An 18362-nucleotide genomic window follows, 5' to 3' on the forward strand; every position below is an offset into this window, starting at 1 on the left:
GCGCATGCCCACCCCCCCATCGCCCGAGATCCAGCCCCCGAGCACACGCCCCGAGATCCAGCAGCCGGACACCTCGACCCCCGACATCCCCACCCCGTCCGACCCCAACACCCAGCCCCGCACGCCCGAGCTCCCGGGCCCCGACCGCAGCCCCGAGATCCCTCCGGGGAGCATCGAGACCAGCGCCCTCACGGCTTGACCAGGATCCGCGCCGAGCGGGCCGGCACGCTGACGTCGCCGCCGCCGTCGATCATCCCGCCGCCGAGCTCAAGCTCATCCTTATAGCTGCCCGCCGGCACCCCGGACACGCCCGCCTGCGCGTCGCCGCGGTTGATCACCACGTACACCGTCTCCATCGCGTCCTTCATCTCGTACGCGAAGGTGTCCGCGCCGGCGCTCAGCGTCTTGCGGGCCCCGCGACGCAGCGCCGAGTGGGCCGCCCGGATCGCCCCCAGGTCTTTGAGGTGCTGCAGCAAGAACTCCTGCCCCGCCGAGTAGCCGCTCCACTGCATCGGCCTGCGATTGTCCGGATCGCCCGCGCCCGGCATCCCGACCTCATCCCCGTAATACACCAGCGGCGCCCCCTTCGTGGTGAACAGGATCGTGAAGGCCAGCCCCATCCGCTCGAACGCCGAGGTCCCGGCCGGCAGCCCCGGCTTGCCGTTCCACGCCTTGTCCTTGCCGTCGCTCCACTGATCGCCCCACACCGGCGAATCCTCCGCGAGGTGGATCGCCCGCGGGATGTCGTGATTACCGATGAAGGTGCTCATGATCCCGCTGCCGTAATAACTGTCGTTCTGGTCCATGAAGCCGGCCAGCGCCTGCATCGTGTCCTTGCGGATCAGCACGCTCGCCGCCATCTGCATGCGCAGCGGGAAGTCGAACTGCCCGTCGAGCATGTCCGGGCGCACATAATATTTGATGGTCGCCTGCTGCCCCGTGAAGGTCTCGCCGACCATGTAGAAGTGCTCCATCGTCGTCGGCTCGATCTCCGCCTTCACCCGCGCGCGGATGTCGAACAGCCAGCTGTCGGCGATGTGCTTCACCGCGTCGAGGCGGAAGCCGTCGACCCCGGTGTCCTTGATCCACTGCACCGCGTTGTCGATCGAGAACTTGCGCGCCGCCGCGTTATCGAAGTTGAAGTCGGGCAGATAGTCCGTGAACCAGCAGCGCTTGTTCAGCACGTTATCGTCCCACGAGCAGCCCATCCCACACACGCAGTCGCCGCCCTTGCCGTTGTCGTTCGGCCAGAACCAATCCTTGTGGTCCGCGTACACTGGCGAGCTGTCGTGCACATGGTTCATCGCATAATCGAGGATCACCTTCAGGTCGTGGTCGTGCGCCGCCGTCACCAGATCCTTCAAATCCTGCAGCGTCCCGAAGTGCTCCTCCGGCTGGTCGAGGTTCTGCGGCCAGTAACCATGGTACGCGCTGTAAAAGTGCCCGTCGGTGCCGATCCCCTTGGCGCTCGTATTGTCCATCGGCACCGTCAACCACAGCGTATTGACCCCGAGCTCATTAAAATACCCCGCCTCGATCTTGCTGGTCACGCCGGCCCAGTCGCCGCCCGACCAGTCCGCCGGTCCCTCAACCCCGATCATCTTATCATTGCCCTTATTACCGTTCTCGAAGCGATCGACGAACACGAAGTAGATCACCGCGTCGCGCCAGTCGAAGCTGCCGATCAGCGCCGAATCGCAGGTGAACTCCTCGCAGGTCATCGCCGCCAGCAGCGAGTTCTTGCCCCCGAAGCCGTCGTCCACCGTGTCCGGATTCGCCGGATCGACCACCCATGCATCCGAACCATCGACGCGAAACTTGTACTGCACCGCCGTGTCCCACGGCACCGGCACCGTCGCCGTCCACTTGCTCCCGTCGCTCATCATCGGCGCGCCCACGGTCCACCCGTCCGCCGCGAAGTTGCCCATCACGTCGACCGACTTCTCGCCCCCGTCGGGGTAGCTGAACACGTGATCGCAGCGCTTCTCCGCGTCGTCGCACATCGGCGGCGGCTCGCCCGTCGTGCCATCGTCCGTCGTCGTCGGCGTCTCCCCGGTCTCGCCGGCCGTCCCCGTGGTCGAGTAGGTCCCGACGCTCCCGCCCTGCGACGGATCGTAGGGCGTCGTGTCCGGCGGCGTCGTCATCGACCCCTGCGACTCGGATTGCAGCGGCGCATCGCCGCAGGCGGCGAGCAAGAGGAACATCGGCGGCACGAGCAAGCGCGAGCGGAGCATCCCCTCCACGCTCGCCGCAGCCCCGCCCGCGGTCAAGCCCCGGCGCAACCCGAGCCCGCGCGCACCAGCACCCGCGGCTGCCGCGGCCCCAGCGACACCGCGGTGCCCACCGCCTCCACCGCGATCGCCTCCCCGCTGATCACGTCCACGTACGCCCCGGCCCGCCGCAGCACCACCGACTCCGAGGTCGGCGAACGCGACAGCAGCACCACCGCCTCGCCCTCGCCGCGCTCGAAGGCATAGACCTCCTCCTCGACCACCAAGGCCCGCCGCGAGCCCGTGCCCAGCGCCGGCAGACACCCGCGCAGCGGCCCCAGACGCCGCACCAGCGCCAGCGTCACCTGCTGCTCCGGGCCCAGCGTCGCCGGCCCCGGCATCACCCGCCGGTTGTCCGGATCGTTGCCGCCGGCCAGCCCGATCTCGTCCCCGTAGTACAGCACCGGCAGACCCGGCAGCGTCAGCAGCAGGGTCAACGCGCTGCGCTGCCGCGCGAACGCCACTGCATCGTCCGCCTGTGCCGCCGGCTCGGCCCACGGATCTCCGCCGGCGTCGCCGTGCGCCTCCGAGAAGAAGCGCGGCACGTCATGGTTGCCGAGGATCTGCCCGAGCACCGCCCCCGAGCCCGCCGTCGCCACCTCGATCTCCACCAGCATGTCCTCGATCGCGGCGAAGCCGGCCGACTCATGCGCCAGCACGTCGCGGATCGCCCACATCAGCGGAAAGTCGAACACGCTGTCGAGCCCGTCCGGCCCGAGGTAGTAGCGGATCACGTCGACCCCCCAGGTCCCCGCTCCCGTATAGACCTCGCCGATGAGAAACGGTGCCTCGCCCGCGACCGCCGCCCGCAGCTCGTGCGCCATCCGCCGAGTCGCCGCCCGCGGCATCATCGGCACCGCGTCGACCCGCACCCCGTCGACATCGAAGCGATCCTGCCACCACAGCAGATCCTCATACGCCGCCCGCAGCGCCGCCGCCTCCTGCATGCGCAGGTCCGGCAAATACTCGGTGAACCAGCAGCTCTGAATGTGCGTGCCCCAGTCGCAGCTCCCGAGCCCGCACACACAGGTCGGATCGCTGCGGCTAAACCACTCCGGGTGCGCCGCGTAGCGCGGGTTGTCCTCGTAGACATGGTTCGGCACCGCGTCGAGCAGCACGCGCAACCCCGCCGCGTGGGCCGTCGCCACCAGGCGATCGAGCGCCGCCTCGCCGCCGATCCTCGGATCCACCGCCCGCGACGCCAGCGGCCAGTACCCGTGGTAGCCCTCGTACATGTGCCCGTCCCCGCGACCCTCGCGGGCCTCCGTCGGGTTCGTGTACACCGGCGAGATCCACAGCCCCGTCACCCCCATCGCCGCGAAGCTGCCCGCCTCGATCTCCGCCGTGATCCCGTCCAGCGTCCCGCCTGCGCGCCCGCCCGGGCTCACGGGCGCCGCCAGGCTCGCCCCGCCGTCGCCGCGGAAGCGGTCCGTCACCACCTGATACAGCAGACCGTCCGCCCAGCTGGCCGAGGCCGGCTGGACAAACCCCGACGCCCGCGCCTGGGCCGTGCGCCCCGCCTCGTCGGTCACCGTCAGCGTCAGCGAGTGCTTGCCCCGCGCCAGCCCCGTGATCGTCGCCTCGACCGTCCCACGCTCCGGATCCAGCGCCCCCACGGCGGTCGGCGCCGTCGGCGTCGTCGTCAGCGTCGCCGCGGCGGCCCCGTCCGCCGCCGCCGCGAAGCTGGCCGTCACCCGCATCGCCTGCCCCTCCACCTTCAGCTCCGTCACCGTCAACTCGGGCAGCGAGCAGTCCGGCACCTGCAGCAGCGACACCTCGAGGTCCCCCTGCTCGGCCCAGAAGGTCGTCAACGGGTTGTGCTCGTCGAGGCGGTGCTCGCCGTCCTCGAGGATCAGGTACCCATACTCCCCTGGCGCCACCTCGCCGTCGACGCGGGCCGCCAGCCAGCCCGGCGTCTCGGCCTCGGTCAGCACGATCCCCGGCACCAGCCACCCGTCCCAGCTCCCGATCACCTCCACCCGCGACCCCGCGTGCAGCGGCTGGGCCCACACCCGCGTCGCACAGTCGCGGCGCGGCGGCCCCTCGCCGCAGCCCGTCGCCGCCGCGAGCACGACCGTCATGGCCGCCACCCACGACCACAGCAAGCGACCACCGCAGGCCCGAACCACGCGCACGGTCGCAGACCATAACAAAGATCGCTGTCGACAAGCGCGCGCCGATCTGGTCAAACCTTGCCTGTACACCCGTGCGACGCGACCCCCGAAGAGTCCCGGCGGCCAGCAACGTCCTCGTCGTCGGCGCCCTCGCCAGCGGCCTCGGCCTCGCCGCTCCCGCCCTCGCCGCCTCCTCCTCTCCGACCACGGTCCCGCGGGCCGCCCTCGCCGGACCCGCGGTCCCAGCCGCCGCGCCCGCTCCCTCGCCGCTGCCACCCCCGCCGAGCTCGCAGCCCACCGCCTCGCAGCCGCCGATCACGGACCCCTCCGCCGACCCTGGCGACTCTGGCGACGCCTCGGCCCCCGCGCCCAGCGAAACCCCTGCGCCGACCTCCGCGATCCCCAGCACCGCCGCCGTCGCCGTCCCGCGCGCGACCGACGAGTCCGCGAAGCCAGCGGGCGCCACCGCCGATCCCCCGCCGCCGCCCAGCGACCCGCACGACCCCAACCAGCCGCCCGGCTACGCCAACGGCTTTCACTTCGGCTCCTACGGCCGCGTCATCGCGGCCGGCGACGCCGCCGGTCGCCCCGGGCGCGACGCCGACATCGTCAGCCGCGGCTCACGCCTCGACGAGTCCAACTACGCCGAGCTCGAGCTGCGCCGCGAGGACTACTGGAAGAAGACCGGCGCCTATACCCGCATCGTCGCGACCACCGCCTTCGCCAACCCCGTCTTCCACTATAACGGCCAGTTCGCGGCCAGCATCGCCCTGCGCAACCTCTACCTCGAGGAGACCGGCCTCGGCGCCAAGGGCCTCAGCGTGTGGGCCGGCTCCCGCATGTACCGCGGCGACGACATCTACCTGCTCAACTTCTGGCCGCTCGACAACCTCAACACCATCGGCGGCGGCCTCGGCTACGCGTTCGGCGAGGCCCGCCGCACCAGCCTCAAATTCCACGCTGGCCTGAACCAGCCGACCGACCCCTATTATCGCCAGACCGTCCTGCGCGCCCCGCCCCAGAACCAATTCGGCGAGACCGAGGTCGCCATCCTCGATCGCCAGAAGCTCATCAGCAGCCTCAAGCTCACCCACACCTGGCCGCTCGGCGAGGCCGGCGGCGTCAAGGGCATCCTCTACGGCGAGTTCCACTACGTCCCCGACGGCCAGCGCGAGGTCGAATCCAAGGTCTACGAGGCGCTGCCCAAGGACTTCGGCTTCGTCGCCGGCGGCCAGGTCACCGCCTTCACCGGCAAGCGCAGCACTTACCTCACCGTGACCGGCCGCTTCGCCCAGGGCCTCGCCGCCTACGGCGAGCTCAACGCGCCGACCCAGCTCCGGCCCAACCGCCGCACCACCGGCGCCCACGAGCTCATCGTCACCCTCAGCGGCAACTGGGAGAAGGGCCCAGTCGGCGTGATGTTCGGCGGCTACTACCGCCAGTTTCGCAACGCCAGCAAGCAGCTCGACTTCGACGACGTGAATGAGGGCATCGTCATCGCCCGCCCCACCGTATGGTTCGGCCAGCTCGCCGGCCTCTCGCTCGAGGGCTCGTATCAGATGCAGCAGCGCGGCGTGCTGCAGGAGATCGACACCAACACGTTCAAGCCCGTCATCGCCGGCCTCGGCCGCGTCGGTATCATCCCCTTCATCACCCCCGGCGGCGCCGGCGGCTTCCAGCGCCCGCACATCCGCTTCATCTACGCCCTCACCGTCCGCGACGCCGGCGCCCGCTCGTTCTACGCCGCCGACGACGTGTTCTCCCGCCGCAGCGTCGACCACTTCATCGGCATGGGCGCCGAATGGTGGTTCGGCTCGACCAGCTACTTCCGCGACTAAGAGGAGGACCGCCATGCTCCGCACCACGCTCTTCTCCCTGTTCGCGCTCGGCCTCACGGCCTGCATGCACTTCGACACCCTCGAGGACACGCTGGTGATGCAGACCCACGCCCGCGACTGGCGCGACGAGGTCATCTATCAGGTCCTGATCGACCGCTTCAGCGACGGCGACGACGGCAACAATTACCTGCTAGACCGCGAGAACATGGCCCGCTACCACGGCGGCGACTGGGTCGGCCTCGAGCAGCGCCTCGATTACATCGAGGATCTCGGCGTCACCACCCTGTGGATCTCGCCCGTCATCAAGAACATCGAGACCGACGCCAATGTCGACGGTTATCACGGCTACTGGGCCGTCGACCTCACCAAACCAAACCTCCACTTCGGCGACCTCAACGCCCTGCGCTCTTTGGTCGCCGCGGCCCACGACCGCGACATGCTGGTGGTGATCGACATCGTCACCAACCACATGGGCCAGCTGTTCTTCTACGACATGAATTTGAACGGCGTCCCCGACATCCAGCTCTCGGGCACCGGCATGCGCCCGCAGGGCTCGCCCGTGCCCGACGGCTTCGACCAGTCGGGCTTCACCCACCTCACCGAATACGACCCCGACTTCAACCCCGACGGCATCCAGGCCTTCACCTCGCTGGGCCCCGCCGGCATCGCCCCGATCATCTTCCCCTACAACCCAAAGACCGGCCACGTCACGCCGATGCCGGAGATCTTCGCCAGGCCGGATACCTACAACCGCAAGGGTCGCACCTTCAATTACGACGACCCCCAGCAGCTGCTCACCGGCGACTTCCCCGGCGGCCTCAAGGACGTCAACACCACCCGCTACGACGTCAAGGTCGCGATGGTCGACGCCTACGCCCGCTGGATCGAGCTCAGCGACGCCGACGGCTTTCGCATCGACACCGTCAAGCACGTCGAGCGCGAGTTCTGGCGCTACTTCACCCAGCGCGTCCGCCAGCGCCTCGCCAAGCAGGGCAAGACCAAGTTCTTCATGTTCGGCGAGGCCTTCGACGGCGACGACGTCCTGGTCGGCCAGTTCACCAAGAACGACCCGCCGTCCGCCGAAGAGCTCAAACAATACGCGGACAACAAGGACCCGGGCCCCACCATCACCGGCGACCAGCTCGACTCCGCCTTCTACTTCCCGCAGCACTACCGGGGCTTTCGCAACGTCATGCTCGACGCTGGATCGACCCAGGAGCTCGCCGACCTGTGGGCCCAGAAGACCACCAACTATGGCACCACCCCGCCCGCCCAGTCGGCCGGCATCGCGCCCTACAAGGTCCTCGTCAACTTCATCGACAACCACGACGTCGCCCGCTTCCTCTACTGGGCCAGCCAGAACAAAGTCGACAAGTCCCCCGCCCGCCAGCGCGCCCTCCTGCACAACGCCCTGCTCCTCCTGTTCACCGCCGAGGGCATCCCCTGCCTCTACTACGGCACCGAGCAAGAGTTCCGCGGCGGCAACGACCCCAGCAACCGCGAAGATATGTGGCGCCCCCTGCCCTACCTCGGCCAGACCAGCGCACCCCGCCCCTACGACACCGGCGGCCCCACCTTCCAGTGGGTCCAGCGCCTCACCGGCCTGCGCGCGGCCTACCCCGCGCTCCGCCGCGGCGACGCGAAGGTCGTGTACAGCACGGCCCACACCGCCGACGAGCCCGACGCCGGCATCTTCGCCTTCGAGCGCACCGGCGGCGACACCCCGACCTACGCGCTCGTCGTCCTCAACACCAACCAAACCCACGCCTCGAGCACCAAGTTCGAGGATATGACGATGAAGGTCAGCGCCCCCAAGGGCGCCGTCCTGGTCGACGTCCTCGGCGACAAGCAGAAGTTCACCGTCGCCGGCGACGGCACGCTCGAGCTCAGCCTCGCGCCGGTCACCGGCATGGTGCTGGTGCCCCAGCAGGACGTGAAGTAGCGCCGATGGTCGCGGTCACCTGCCGCCAGGTCGTCAAGAGCTTCGGCGCCACCCAGGTGCTGCGCGGCGTCGACATCGCGATCCCCGACGGCAGCTTCGCCGTGCTCGTCGGCCCCAGCGGCTGCGGCAAGAGCACCCTCCTGCGCCTGCTCGCCGGCCTCGAGGAGATCACCAGCGGAACGATCGAGTTCGGCGACCGCGACGTCACCCGCAGCGAGCCGCGCGACCGCGACATCGCCATGGTGTTCCAGTCCTACGCGCTCTACCCCCACCTCAGCGTCCGCGACAACCTCGCCTTCGGCCTCAAGCTGCGCAAGACCGACCCCGCCCTGATCGCCACCCGCGTCACCGAGGTCGCCGCCATGCTGGGCCTCGAACCACTGCTCGACCGCCTGCCCCGCGCCCTCTCCGGCGGCCAGCGCCAGCGCGTCGCCATGGGCCGCGCGATCGTCCGCCGCCCGCAGCTGTTCCTGTTCGACGAGCCGCTCTCCAACCTCGACGCCGCCCTGCGCTCCCAGGTCCGCGTCGACATCCGCAAGCAGCACGACCAGCTCGGCGCCACCAGCATCTACGTCACCCACGACCAGGTCGAGGCCATGACCCTCGCCGACCTCATGTTCGTGCTCAACAAGGGTCAGGTCGAGCAGTCCGGCACCCCCCGCGAGGTCTACGACCACCCCCGCAGCCGCTTCGTCGCCGGCTTCCTCGGCAGCCCCGCCATGAACTTCCTGCCCGCCACCGCCGACAACAGCGGGGCCCGTTTGGCGGATGGCAGCCGCGTCGAGCTCGATCCGCGCGCCTTCCCCGATCTGCGCGACGGCCAGGCGCTCACCCTCGGCGTGCGCCCCCACGACCTGTCCCTCGCGCCAGGTGATGACAAATCGGCCCTCGCCCTGCGCGCCGACCTGGTCGAGCTCCTCGGCCCGGAGCTGCAGATCCACGGCGCCCTCGCCGGCACCCCGGTCACCCTCTGTTTGGAGACCGCGACCGGCGTGAAGAAGGGCGACACCCTGCGCCTGCGCCCGCGCAGCGTCCACGTGTTCGCCGCCGACACCGGCGCGTCGCTGCGCGTCTGAGTACCGCCGCAGCGGCGCCAGACGTCCTCGACGAGGCCGTCAAAGTGTGCGACGCCAGGATCATGACCCGCGTCGGTACCCGGCGAAATCTCCTCGCGCCTTGCCTCCTCGCGTGCCTCGTCGCCTGCGGCAACAGTGGCGAGCCCGCCAGCGACGCGAGCAGCACCACCAACGATGACACGACAACCGCTGTTACCACCGACCTGCCGACCACCACCGACGCCACAACAACCACCACAACAACCACCACCGACACCACCACCGGCAGCGTCGAGCTCATCGTCACCACCGAGGTCCTCCGCTACGAGGCCCAGCCGATGGTCGTCGACGTCATCCTCACGACCAGCGCCCCCGCGACCTCCGTCGTCCTCAGCCACACCAGCGACCCCGGCGTCGTCATCACGTCCTTCGCCGTCGACGGCCTCGCCACCACCTACCGCGTCCGTGGCCTCGCCCCCGCCACCGACCACGAGCTCGCCTACGACGTCGACGGCACCCAGAGCGCAGTCCAGTTCACCACCCACGCCCCGCTCCCGGGCTTTCTCCCGAGCTTTCCGAGCACCGGCGGCCCCGTCGATCCCGCGGTCCCGTATCGCATGTTCGACCTGATCGCCGTCCCCGCCTTCGACATCGCCAGCGTGTTCATGGTCGACGCCGACGGCACCACCCGCTGGCAGTTCAGCAGCCCGAGCACCGGCGTCGCCGGCCCCGAGGGCGTCTATTCCGCCGTCCGCCTGCGCGCCGACGGCTCGCTCATGTATCTCCACAATCACACGATGTGGATCCGCGACGAGCTCGGCGAGACTGTGCTCGAGCTCCACGACGAGGCCGTCGGCGTGCTCGGCCTCCACCACGAGGTCATCGAGCTCCCGTCCGGTAACTTCGTCGCCCTCTCCTTCGCCTTCCAGGAGGTCGACTACGGCAAGAACGGCGTGCGCCTGACGGCCGGCGACCGCATCGTCGAGTTCACCCCCGCGGGCGAGCTGGTGTGGAGCTGGAACAGCTTCGATCACCTCGATCCCCAGCGGGTGCTCGCGCCCTTCGACGCGGCCGTCATCCACCCCGAGACCCTCGCCAACACCTACGACTGGACCCACGGCAACGCCATCGTCCACGACCCGAAGACGGACACCTTCCTGCTGTCCCTGCGCCACCAGGACTGGATCCTCTTGATCGACCACAAGACCGGCGAGCTCCTGTGGAAGCTCGGCAACGACGGCGACTTCACCCTCACCGGCGCCCCGTCCTTCTTCCACCACCAGCACGCCCCCGAGTGGCAGAGCGACGGCTCCCTGCTGCTCTACGACAACGGCATCGGCGACCCCGACATCCCCCCCGGCACCGACCACGCCCGCGCCCGCCGCTACGCGCTCGACCAGGGCAAGCTCGCCGCCAAGCTGGTGTGGACCGACGACGGCGAGCCGATCCAGGTCCCGATCGCCGGCAACGCCGACACCCTGCCCAGCGGACGGATCCTCGTCACCGACTCGTCCATCTTCACCGTCACCAACGTCATGGCCCAACTCCGCGAGCTCGACCCCCTCGCCTCACCGATGCTCCAATGGTCGCTGCAGACCCCCGACGGAACCTTCGCCTACCGCGGCAGCGCCCACGACCGCCTTATCGGTCAGACGGCACCGTAGGGGCACTGCCCCCTGTCAGCCCGCCTCCACCCGGGTGTATCCCTCCCCCATGTCGCTCACCCTCTACTACGGCTCCGGCTCCCCCTACGCGTGGAAGGTCTGGCTCGCGCTCGAGCACAAGCAGCTCCCCTACGAGCTGAAGCTCCTCAGCTTTGATCGCAACGAGCACCGCACGCCCGAGTTCCTCGCCATCAATCCGCGAGGCAAGGTCCCCGCGTTGATCGACGGCGACCTCGCCCTGTGGGAATCCACCGTCATCCTCGAGTACCTCGAGGAGCGTTACCCCGAGCGCCCGCTGCTCCCGCGGGACCCGCAGGCCCGCGCCCGCGTCCGCCGCATCGCCGCCGAGGCCGACACCTACCTGTCCCCGCTGGTCCGCCCGGTCCTCGCCGCGATCCTCTACAAGCCCCCCGCCGAGCGCGACCCCACCGCCATCGCCGCCGCCCACGACGCCCTGCTCGCGGAGATCGGCCGCTTCGCCGGCTACCTCCGCGGCGACTGGTTCGGCGACGATCACCTCTCCCTCGCCGACCTCACGCTCTACCCGCACCTGCGTCTGGTCCAGCGCGCCGAGGAGCGGGTCCCCGAATATCCACTGGTCCACCGCTTCCCCCCGGGCATCACCGCGTTCATGCGCCGCTTCGCCGCCCTCCCGTACCACGACCACACGCTCCCGCCGCACTGGAAGGCCTGAAGCCGACGACCCCGCCGCAGCGCCGGCCCGCCCGCCGCACCGGAAGGCCCGCGACGACGACCCGATCGCTACCCGGCCTCGTGATCACCGCCCCGGCGGCGCGCGACTTCGTTATCCTCCAGGCCCGTGCCGCCGCGCCCTCTGCTCGCCGAGCCCGAGCCACGCCGCCTGGTGGCTCGCCTCGCGTGCGCGCTGTTCCTGCTGCTCGCCGCGCTCACGCCCGGCCTCGCCCGCGCCGACGACCCGCTGCGCCTGTGGCACGCCTACCGCGACGCCGAGCTCACCACTCTGGTCACGATCGTCGAGCAATACAGCGAGGCCGGCGGCGGCAAGGTCGAGCTCCTGCAGGTCGCGCACGAGAGCTTCGGCAGCAAGCTCGCCGCCGCGATCCCGCTGGGTGACGGCCCCGACCTGTTCATCGACTCGCACGAGCGCATCGGCGACTACCGCCAGCGCGACCTGCTCGGCCCCGCCGACGCCGCGATCGAGTCCGACGCCGTGTTCGCCAGCAACGCCCTCGCAGCGGTGCGCCAGGACGGCGTCACCTGGGCCGTCCCGCTGTCCCTCAAGTCGGTCGCCCTCTACGTCAACACCGACCTCATCCCCGTCGATCGCGTCCCCGCCGACCTCGAGGCGATCGCCGCTCTCGGCCCGGGCCTCCCCGCCGGCGTCTACCCGCTCGCCTACGAGGCCCAGAACGCCTACGGCCACCTCCCGATCCTGCTCGCCCTCGGCGGCACGCTGCTCAGCGACGATCAACAGTTCGGCCTCGTCGGCCCCGCCGCCGAGCGCTCCCTCGCGATCGCAAAGGACCTCGTCGACCGCGGCGTCGTCCCCGGCGACGCCGACGGCGCCCTCGTGCAGAACCTCTTTCGCAGCGGTCGCGCCGCGTTTGTCATCTCCGGCCCCTGGCTCGCCAGCAACCTCACCGGCGACGACGTCCACTACACCGTCGTCCCCCTGCCCCGCGTCGACGGCCAGCTCATGCGCCCGCCGCTCGCCGTCGAGAGCGTCATGCTCTCACCCGCCGGCGCCAACAAACCCGCCGCCATCGCCCTCGCCCGCCACCTCGCCGGACCCGCCGCCGCCGACCTGCGCCAGCAGGGCACCGGCTCCCTGTCTGCCCGTTCGGACATGTCCCTTCCGCCAGGCAACACCCTGCTCCCCGGCTTCGCCGCGCAGGCCCGCGTCGCCGTGCCCATGCCCGCCACCTCGGCCATGCGCAGCGCCTGGGTCCCCGCCAACCAGGCGCTCCGCAAGGTCCTGCGCGGCCAGGCCAGCCCGGCCGACGCCTGCGCCGAGGCCAAGTTCCGCTTCGACGACGTCCGCCGCCCCCCGCCCGCGCCCGCCAGCACCACCCCGGCCCTGCTCCTGCTCGGCCTGCTGCTCCTGCTCGGCGCCCTGCGCCTGGTCCAGCGCGCCCGCGACCCCCAGCTGCGCCAGGCCGTGCGCCGCTCGCTGCCCGCCTACCGCTACGTCGCCCACAGCGTCGTCGCCGTCGGCCTGCTCGTGATCCTCCCGCTCGTCATCGGCGCCCTCACCTCGCTCTACGCCGGCAGCCCCGGCGCCGGCTACTACGTCGGCCTCACCAACTTCATCGAGATCCTGAGCGCCCGCGGCGGCCCCCTGCTCATCAGCGGATCGTTCTACTTCGTCCTCCTCGTCACGATCGCCTGGACCCTCCTCAACGTCGGCTTCCACCTGCTCATCGGCCTGAGCCTCGGCCTGGTCCTCTCGCGCCCGACCCTGCGCCTGCGCGGCCTCTACCGCGTGCTCCTCATCATCCCCTGGGCGGTCCCCAGCTACGTCACCGCCCTGGCGTGGAAGGGCATGTTCAACAAACAATTCGGCGCCGTCACCGGCCTCATCCACGGCATCAACGACCTCTTCGGCACCGACCTCAAGCCGATCGCCTGGTTCGCCGACTTCAGCACCGCCTTCGCCGCCAACGTGGCCACCAACGTCTGGCTCGGCTTCCCCTTCATGATGGTCGTCACCCTCGGCGCCCTCACGGCCGTACCGCAGGACGTGCTCGAGGCCGCCGAGGTCGACGGCGCCTCCCGCTGGCAACGCCTGCGACTCGTCACCCTCCCGCTCATCCGCCCCGCCCTCGCGCCCGCCGTCACCCTCGGCGCGATCTGGACCTTCAACATGTTCAACGTCGTCTTCCTCGTCTCGGGCGGCGACCCCGACGGCACCACCGATATCCTCGTCTCCGAGGCCTACCGCTGGGCCTTCACCCGCGAGGCCCAGTACGGCTACGCCGCCGCCTACGCGGTCCTCATCTTCCTGCTCCTGTTCTTCGGCACCCGCATCCCCGCCGCCCTCGCCAGCCTGCGCCGCCGGAGCAACTCATGACAAATTCCCAGCGCCCGCAATCGTCGCACTCGCCCGGCCTGCGGAGCGACCCATGACAAAGTCCAGCCGCCCCGAATCATTGCACTCCGCCGGCCGCAAGGTCCGCCTCCACGAGTCCATCGCCGCCCACCTGCTGCTCGTCGTCGCCGTCGCCTTCGCGCTCTACCCGATCCTCTGGGTCATCGCCCTCGCGTTCTCCGGCGCCGCCGACCTCGAGCCGCGCGTCCTCCCGCTGCCGATCGAGCCCACCCTCGAGCACCTGCGCGGCGTCGTCGGCAGCACCCTCAAGGCCCCCGGCGAGCCCGAGCGCTGGCTGTTCGGCATCCAGCTGCTCAACTCGATCGTCGTCTCCCTCGCCACCGCCGCGGTCGGCATCCTCATCGCCGTGCCCACCGCCTACGCCCTCGCCCGCTTCGAATTCGTCGGCAAGGACGCCGGCCTGCGCACCCTCCTCGCGACCCAGATGTTCCCCGCGGTCGCCAGCGCGATCCCCCTCTACCTCATCCTCGACGCCCTCGGCCTGCTCGGCAGCCGCTCCGGCCTGGTCCTCTGCTACGCGACCACCTCCGTCCCCTTCGCCATCTTCCAGCTGCGCGGCGCCTTCGAGACCATCCCCCGCGACCTCGAGGAGGCCGCCATGGTCGACGGCGCCACCCGCTTCGCCGCCTTCATCAAGGTCGTCCTCCCCGCCGCCCGCCCCGCGATCGCCGTCACCGCACTGTTCGCGTTCATGAGCGCCTACAACGAGTTCGTCCTCGCCCACACCATGCTCGGCCACGAGGAGCTCTACACCCTCCCTGTCGTGCTCCAGCGCTACATCTCCGAGTTCAGCGCCGACTGGCCCAAATTCGCCGCCGGCTCCCTGCTCGTGTCGCTTCCCGTCATGCTGCTCTTCTACATCGCCCAGCGCCACCTCGTCGCCGGTCTCACCGCCGGCGGCGTCAAGGGCTAATCGCTCGGCTGGACACCTCGAACCCTCCCCACGATCGTCCCATGCATTATCTACACACCTTCCTCCTCTGCACCGCCGGCGTGTGTCTCGCGTGTCCTGCCACCAAGGACGGCACCACCGAGGACCCGACCGACACCAGCACCGCGACCACCACCGCAACCAGCGGGGCAACCAGCGGGGCAACCACCGGAGCGACCACCGGACCCGCGCCCACCACCGACGCGCCCACCACCGACGCGCCCACCACCGGCAACACCACCGGCCCAGGCGGCGAGCTGTGCCCCGAGCACCCGACGACCGACGCCTGCTGCTGCTTCGAGACGGACAGCGGCTACACCGCGAACGTGTGCCCGGCGACCGCCCTGTGCGGCCACATCGTCGTCACCTGCAGCGACGAGCCTCTCCCCAGCTGCCCGGTCGAGCTCCTCACCACCACGAGCGACACGGCGATCGACTGCGCATTGCAGGCGCTCATCGACGGCAAGGTCGGCAGGATCGAGTGGACCGTCGAGGACGGCCTCTTGCCGGGTTTCACCGGCCACGAGGTCGTCCTGATGCCCGTGGGCGACGGCACCGCGTTCCGCACAGGTTATTACTATCAGGACCTGGGCGCCGACGTCGAGGCCGTCCAGCACTCGCCGCTGCAGACCAAGGCCTACTTCATGGATTGCCTCGCCAAGCCCAGCGCGGCCGAGCGCTTCGTCTGCCTGCGCACGCCCCAGACCGCCGAGTCGCTCGAAGTCTGCATCGAGGCCCACTACGCCGATTACTTCTGACGCCGATCAATCCGGCGGAAACTGGAAGAACGCCGCGAGGTCGAAGTAATCGCCGCTCGTATCCTCGCTGTTGCACATCTTCAGGTCGTCGAGGCGAAGCGCGTAGATCACCTTCACCAGATACGATCCGAACGAGGCCGCGACGGTCGCGGACATGCCCGATGCGATCGTCGCCCCCGCCCCCCCGTCGGCCTGGGCGTCGACGAGCTTCGGCGTGGTCCCGTAGCAGCCCTCCGCGTCGATCGTCTGCGGGCACGAATCCGCCTCGGCGAGGACGATCGGGGCGAAGAACCCGGCCACCGGCGCCTGCAAGCTGGTGGCGTGCAGGGCCAGGAAGTGGAGATCGATCGCGCCCGACTGCCCGCGGATCGCCAGCCAGCTCTGCGTCTCCGCCATGACCTCCTCGAGCTCGAGAAAGTCGATCACCACAGAATCCCCGGCCACCAGCTGAAGGTGCGGGTTCGGCTGGACCGCGACGTCCTGCTGCACGCCGCCGCCGTCCTCGCACAGCAGCTGGAGATCCGCGTCCGCCAGCGGGTCGCCAGCCACCATGCAGGGCCCCGAGACCTTGCGCGTGAAGCTGCCCAGGTCCCCGGTCCACGTCGCCGCCAGCACCGTGTACGAGGTGGCCCCGGACCACACGAGCTCTCCGTCGCACAGCGCGTTGCCCCCATCGGTCACGCTGCCGGTCTCGCTGGCGCTGTCACCGGTGGCGCTGCCGCCCGTGTCGCTGCCGCTGTCGCTGTCGCCCTTCGTCGGCGAGCAGCCCCAGAGGAGAGCACAGAGGAGGCAAGCTATGTGTCGCGTCATGGCACAAGGATGCCGTCGACCAGCCCGGCGTCACCACATCTATTTTCGCCAGGCCGCCGGCCCCCCGCACATCCTCGCTTGCCAGGACGCCCGCACCTCGGCTGTAGTGCCCGCATGCTCCTGGCTTACCCTCGCTCCGCCACCGCCCTCACCGCCACCTTCCTGCTCGCCGCCTGCGGTGACAACAGCGGCGGCAGCAACAGCGACGCCTCCACTGGCGCCGCCTCGCTGACGATGACCACCGTCCCGACCAGCGACCCGAGCGACGCCACCAGCAACGTCACGGGTACCGCCTCCGTGGCCACGACCGTCACGGACAGCGGCGCGACCGACAGCGCCAGCTCGCAGGTCGACCCGACCGCCGGCGACACCGGCATCAAGTTCGACCTCGCCGGCGACAACACCGGCACCGGCGACACCAGCACCGACACTGGCCCGCCGGTGAACCAGTGCAAGGTCCAGGACAACATGGACGCGGTCGGCGACTGCGACGAGAAGGCCCCACCCGACAGCTTCTCGCCGGTGCTGCAGTGGAGCTTCGGCGCCGACGAGCAGAGCATGGTCACCCCGCTCGCCGGCAACTTCACCGACGACAACGCCGACGGCGCGATCGATCTCTGCGACATCCCCGACGTGCTGCTCGTCTCCGGCCCCTCGATCGGCTACGGCATGATCTGCCCGATCCACGTGCTCGACGGCGCCACCGGCACGGAGCACTTCCAGATCCCCCCGAGCGAGTCCATCTCCTGCTTCGCCACCCCGGCCTTCGGCGACATCGACAACGACGGCCTGCCGGAGATCGTCGCCGTCTACAACGCCGGCGGCGTCTACCGCATCAAGGCCTTCGAGCACGACGGCACGCTCAAGTGGGCCAACGCCACCGACGGCGGCAACGCCCAGCAGTTCTCGCGCGAGAGCGGCTCGATCGCCCTCCACGACCTCGACGCCGACGGCGACGTCGAGATCGTCTTCAACCACGAGGTCTACGACCACAACGGCGTGCTGCTGTGGGAGAAGGTCAACCCCACCCCCGGCGAGCTCGAGGCCACGACCGCCGCCGACCTCGACGGCGACGGCAAGCTCGAGGTCATCACCGGCCACTCCGCCTACCGCTGGGACGGCACCGTCTACTTCGAGAACTACCCGACGATCACCAGCCAGTCGATCCCCCAGGTCGCCAACCTCGACGACGACCCCGAGCCCGAGATCTTCGTCACCTCCGGCCAGGGCCTGTGGATGGTCGAGCACACCGGCGCGATCAAGTGGGGCCCCGCCACGCCCACCGGCATCCCAGCCAACGCCTACCTCGTGTGGCAGCGCCCCGGCACCGTCCACGACTTCGACGGCGACGGCAAGCCCGAGTGGGCCAGCAGCTCGCAGCAGTTCTACGCCGTCTACGAGGGCCCCAACATGGCGGATGTACTCTGGCAGGTCGTCGTCCAGGACTCCTCGGGCGCCGCCGGCGGCACCGCCTTCGACTTCCTCGGCGACGGCGTCGCCGAGGCCATGTACGCCGACGAGACCGCCTTCCGCATCTACGACGGCAAGACCGGCGCCGTCGTGCTCGACCAGCCGCGCGTCAGCTACACGCTCAGCGAGTACCCCACCGTCGTCGACGTCGACAACGACGGCTCCGCCGAGATCCTCATCGTCTCGCTCAGCGGTCAGCCCGCGCTGCAGGTCCTCCGCGACGCCGACGACCGCTGGATCCAGGCCCGCCGCATCTGGAATCAGCACGCCTATTACGTGACCAACGTCCGCGAGGACAGCACCATCCCGCAGACCCCCGTCAACAACTGGGACGTCTTCAATACCTTCCGCACCAACGCCCAGATCGAGGGCGGCGCGCTGTGCATGCCGCCGATCCCGCAGTGATCCACATCCCGGGC

At 70.0% G+C, this 18362-nt stretch carries 13 protein-coding genes; 10 read left to right on the forward strand and 3 right to left on the reverse strand.

Annotated features, from left to right (window positions below; all coding sequences use genetic code 11):
• Nucleotides 1-4 precede the first annotated feature (4 nt).
• Nucleotides 5-199 carry a hypothetical protein gene (locus IPJ59_RS11400; RefSeq protein WP_293271484.1) on the forward strand — a complete coding sequence of 65 codons (195 nt, stop codon included), beginning with the start codon at nt 5-7 and terminating at the stop codon, nt 197-199.
• Here the strand turns inward: IPJ59_RS11400 and IPJ59_RS11405 are convergent.
• Both IPJ59_RS11405 and IPJ59_RS11410 read right to left on the reverse strand, forming a co-directional pair.
• Entirely contained in the window at nt 189-2234 is a 2046-nt protein-coding gene (locus IPJ59_RS11405) for an alpha-amylase family glycosyl hydrolase (protein ID WP_293271486.1), read from the reverse strand. The genes IPJ59_RS11400 and IPJ59_RS11405 overlap by 11 nt on opposite strands.
• A gap of 32 nt (nt 2235-2266) precedes the next feature.
• On the reverse strand, nt 2267-4405 hold the full coding sequence (locus IPJ59_RS11410; protein WP_293271489.1) for an alpha-amylase family glycosyl hydrolase: 2139 nt from the start codon (nt 4403-4405) through the stop codon (nt 2267-2269).
• 71 nt (nt 4406-4476) lie between these two features.
• Here IPJ59_RS11410 and IPJ59_RS11415 point away from each other — a divergent pair, with 71 nt between their 5' ends.
• From IPJ59_RS11415 to IPJ59_RS11450, 8 genes are all read left to right on the forward strand, one after another.
• Nucleotides 4477-6222, forward strand: coding sequence for a carbohydrate porin (locus IPJ59_RS11415; RefSeq protein WP_293271491.1), 1746 nt, complete (start codon nt 4477-4479; stop codon nt 6220-6222).
• Between the two features lie 13 nt (nt 6223-6235).
• A complete protein-coding gene (locus IPJ59_RS11420) occupies nt 6236-8164 on the forward strand; it encodes an alpha-amylase family glycosyl hydrolase (protein ID WP_293271493.1) in 1929 nt (642 codons plus the stop codon).
• A 5-nt stretch (nt 8165-8169) separates the two neighbouring features.
• On the forward strand, nt 8170-9240 hold the full coding sequence (locus IPJ59_RS11425; protein ID WP_293271495.1) for an ABC transporter ATP-binding protein: 1071 nt from the start codon (nt 8170-8172) through the stop codon (nt 9238-9240).
• A gap of 62 nt (nt 9241-9302) precedes the next feature.
• Complete coding sequence (locus tag IPJ59_RS11430; RefSeq protein WP_293271497.1) at nt 9303-10883, forward strand: aryl-sulfate sulfotransferase; 1581 nt, start codon at nt 9303-9305, stop codon at nt 10881-10883.
• A gap of 49 nt (nt 10884-10932) precedes the next feature.
• Nucleotides 10933-11577: a glutathione S-transferase family protein gene (locus tag IPJ59_RS11435; protein WP_293260805.1), complete on the forward strand. Its 645-nt coding sequence runs from the start codon at nt 10933-10935 to the stop codon at nt 11575-11577.
• Between the two features lie 126 nt (nt 11578-11703).
• Complete coding sequence (locus IPJ59_RS11440) at nt 11704-13935, forward strand: extracellular solute-binding protein (protein WP_293271499.1); 2232 nt, start codon at nt 11704-11706, stop codon at nt 13933-13935.
• Nucleotides 13936-13987: 52 nt separating this feature from the next.
• On the forward strand, nt 13988-14887 hold the full coding sequence (locus IPJ59_RS11445) for a sugar ABC transporter permease (protein WP_293271501.1): 900 nt from the start codon (nt 13988-13990) through the stop codon (nt 14885-14887).
• Between the two features lie 41 nt (nt 14888-14928).
• Complete coding sequence (locus IPJ59_RS11450; RefSeq protein WP_293271503.1) at nt 14929-15663, forward strand: hypothetical protein; 735 nt, start codon at nt 14929-14931, stop codon at nt 15661-15663.
• A 6-nt stretch (nt 15664-15669) separates the two neighbouring features.
• Here the strand turns inward: IPJ59_RS11450 and IPJ59_RS11455 are convergent, their stop codons facing one another.
• The gene (locus IPJ59_RS11455; RefSeq protein WP_293271506.1) at nt 15670-16473 is read right to left on the reverse strand and encodes a hypothetical protein; all 804 of its coding nucleotides are present in this window, start codon (nt 16471-16473) and stop codon (nt 15670-15672) included.
• A 114-nt stretch (nt 16474-16587) separates the two neighbouring features.
• Between IPJ59_RS11455 and IPJ59_RS11460 the strand changes: the two genes are divergently transcribed.
• Nucleotides 16588-18348: an FG-GAP repeat domain-containing protein gene (locus IPJ59_RS11460; RefSeq protein ID WP_293271508.1), complete on the forward strand. Its 1761-nt coding sequence runs from the start codon at nt 16588-16590 to the stop codon at nt 18346-18348.
• The last annotated feature ends 14 nt before the right edge of the window (nt 18349-18362 follow it).

It is taken from the genome of Nannocystis sp. (assembly GCF_016714285.1).
Classification (GTDB): domain Bacteria; phylum Myxococcota_A; class Polyangia; order Nannocystales; family Nannocystaceae; genus Nannocystis.

Bases quoted from the DNA above. Each gene is read 5' to 3' on its own strand.
- IPJ59_RS11420 (WP_293271493.1), top strand. From the start codon at position 6,236: ATGCTCCGCACCACGCTCTTCTCCCTGTTCGCGCTCGGCCTCACGGCC.
- IPJ59_RS11455 (WP_293271506.1), bottom strand. From the start codon at position 16,473: ATGACGCGACACATAGCTTGCCTCCTCTGTGCTCTCCTCTGGGGCTGC.
- IPJ59_RS11435 (WP_293260805.1), top strand. From the start codon at position 10,933: ATGTCGCTCACCCTCTACTACGGCTCCGGCTCCCCCTACGCGTGGAAG.
- IPJ59_RS11405 (WP_293271486.1), bottom strand. From the start codon at position 2,234: ATGCTCCGCTCGCGCTTGCTCGTGCCGCCGATGTTCCTCTTGCTCGCC.
- IPJ59_RS11425 (WP_293271495.1), top strand. From the start codon at position 8,170: ATGGTCGCGGTCACCTGCCGCCAGGTCGTCAAGAGCTTCGGCGCCACC.
- IPJ59_RS11400 (WP_293271484.1), top strand. From the start codon at position 5: ATGCCCACCCCCCCATCGCCCGAGATCCAGCCCCCGAGCACACGCCCC.
- IPJ59_RS11450 (WP_293271503.1), top strand. From the start codon at position 14,929: ATGCATTATCTACACACCTTCCTCCTCTGCACCGCCGGCGTGTGTCTC.
- IPJ59_RS11430 (WP_293271497.1), top strand. From the start codon at position 9,303: ATGACCCGCGTCGGTACCCGGCGAAATCTCCTCGCGCCTTGCCTCCTC.
- IPJ59_RS11445 (WP_293271501.1), top strand. From the start codon at position 13,988: ATGACAAAGTCCAGCCGCCCCGAATCATTGCACTCCGCCGGCCGCAAG.
- IPJ59_RS11460 (WP_293271508.1), top strand. From the start codon at position 16,588: ATGCTCCTGGCTTACCCTCGCTCCGCCACCGCCCTCACCGCCACCTTC.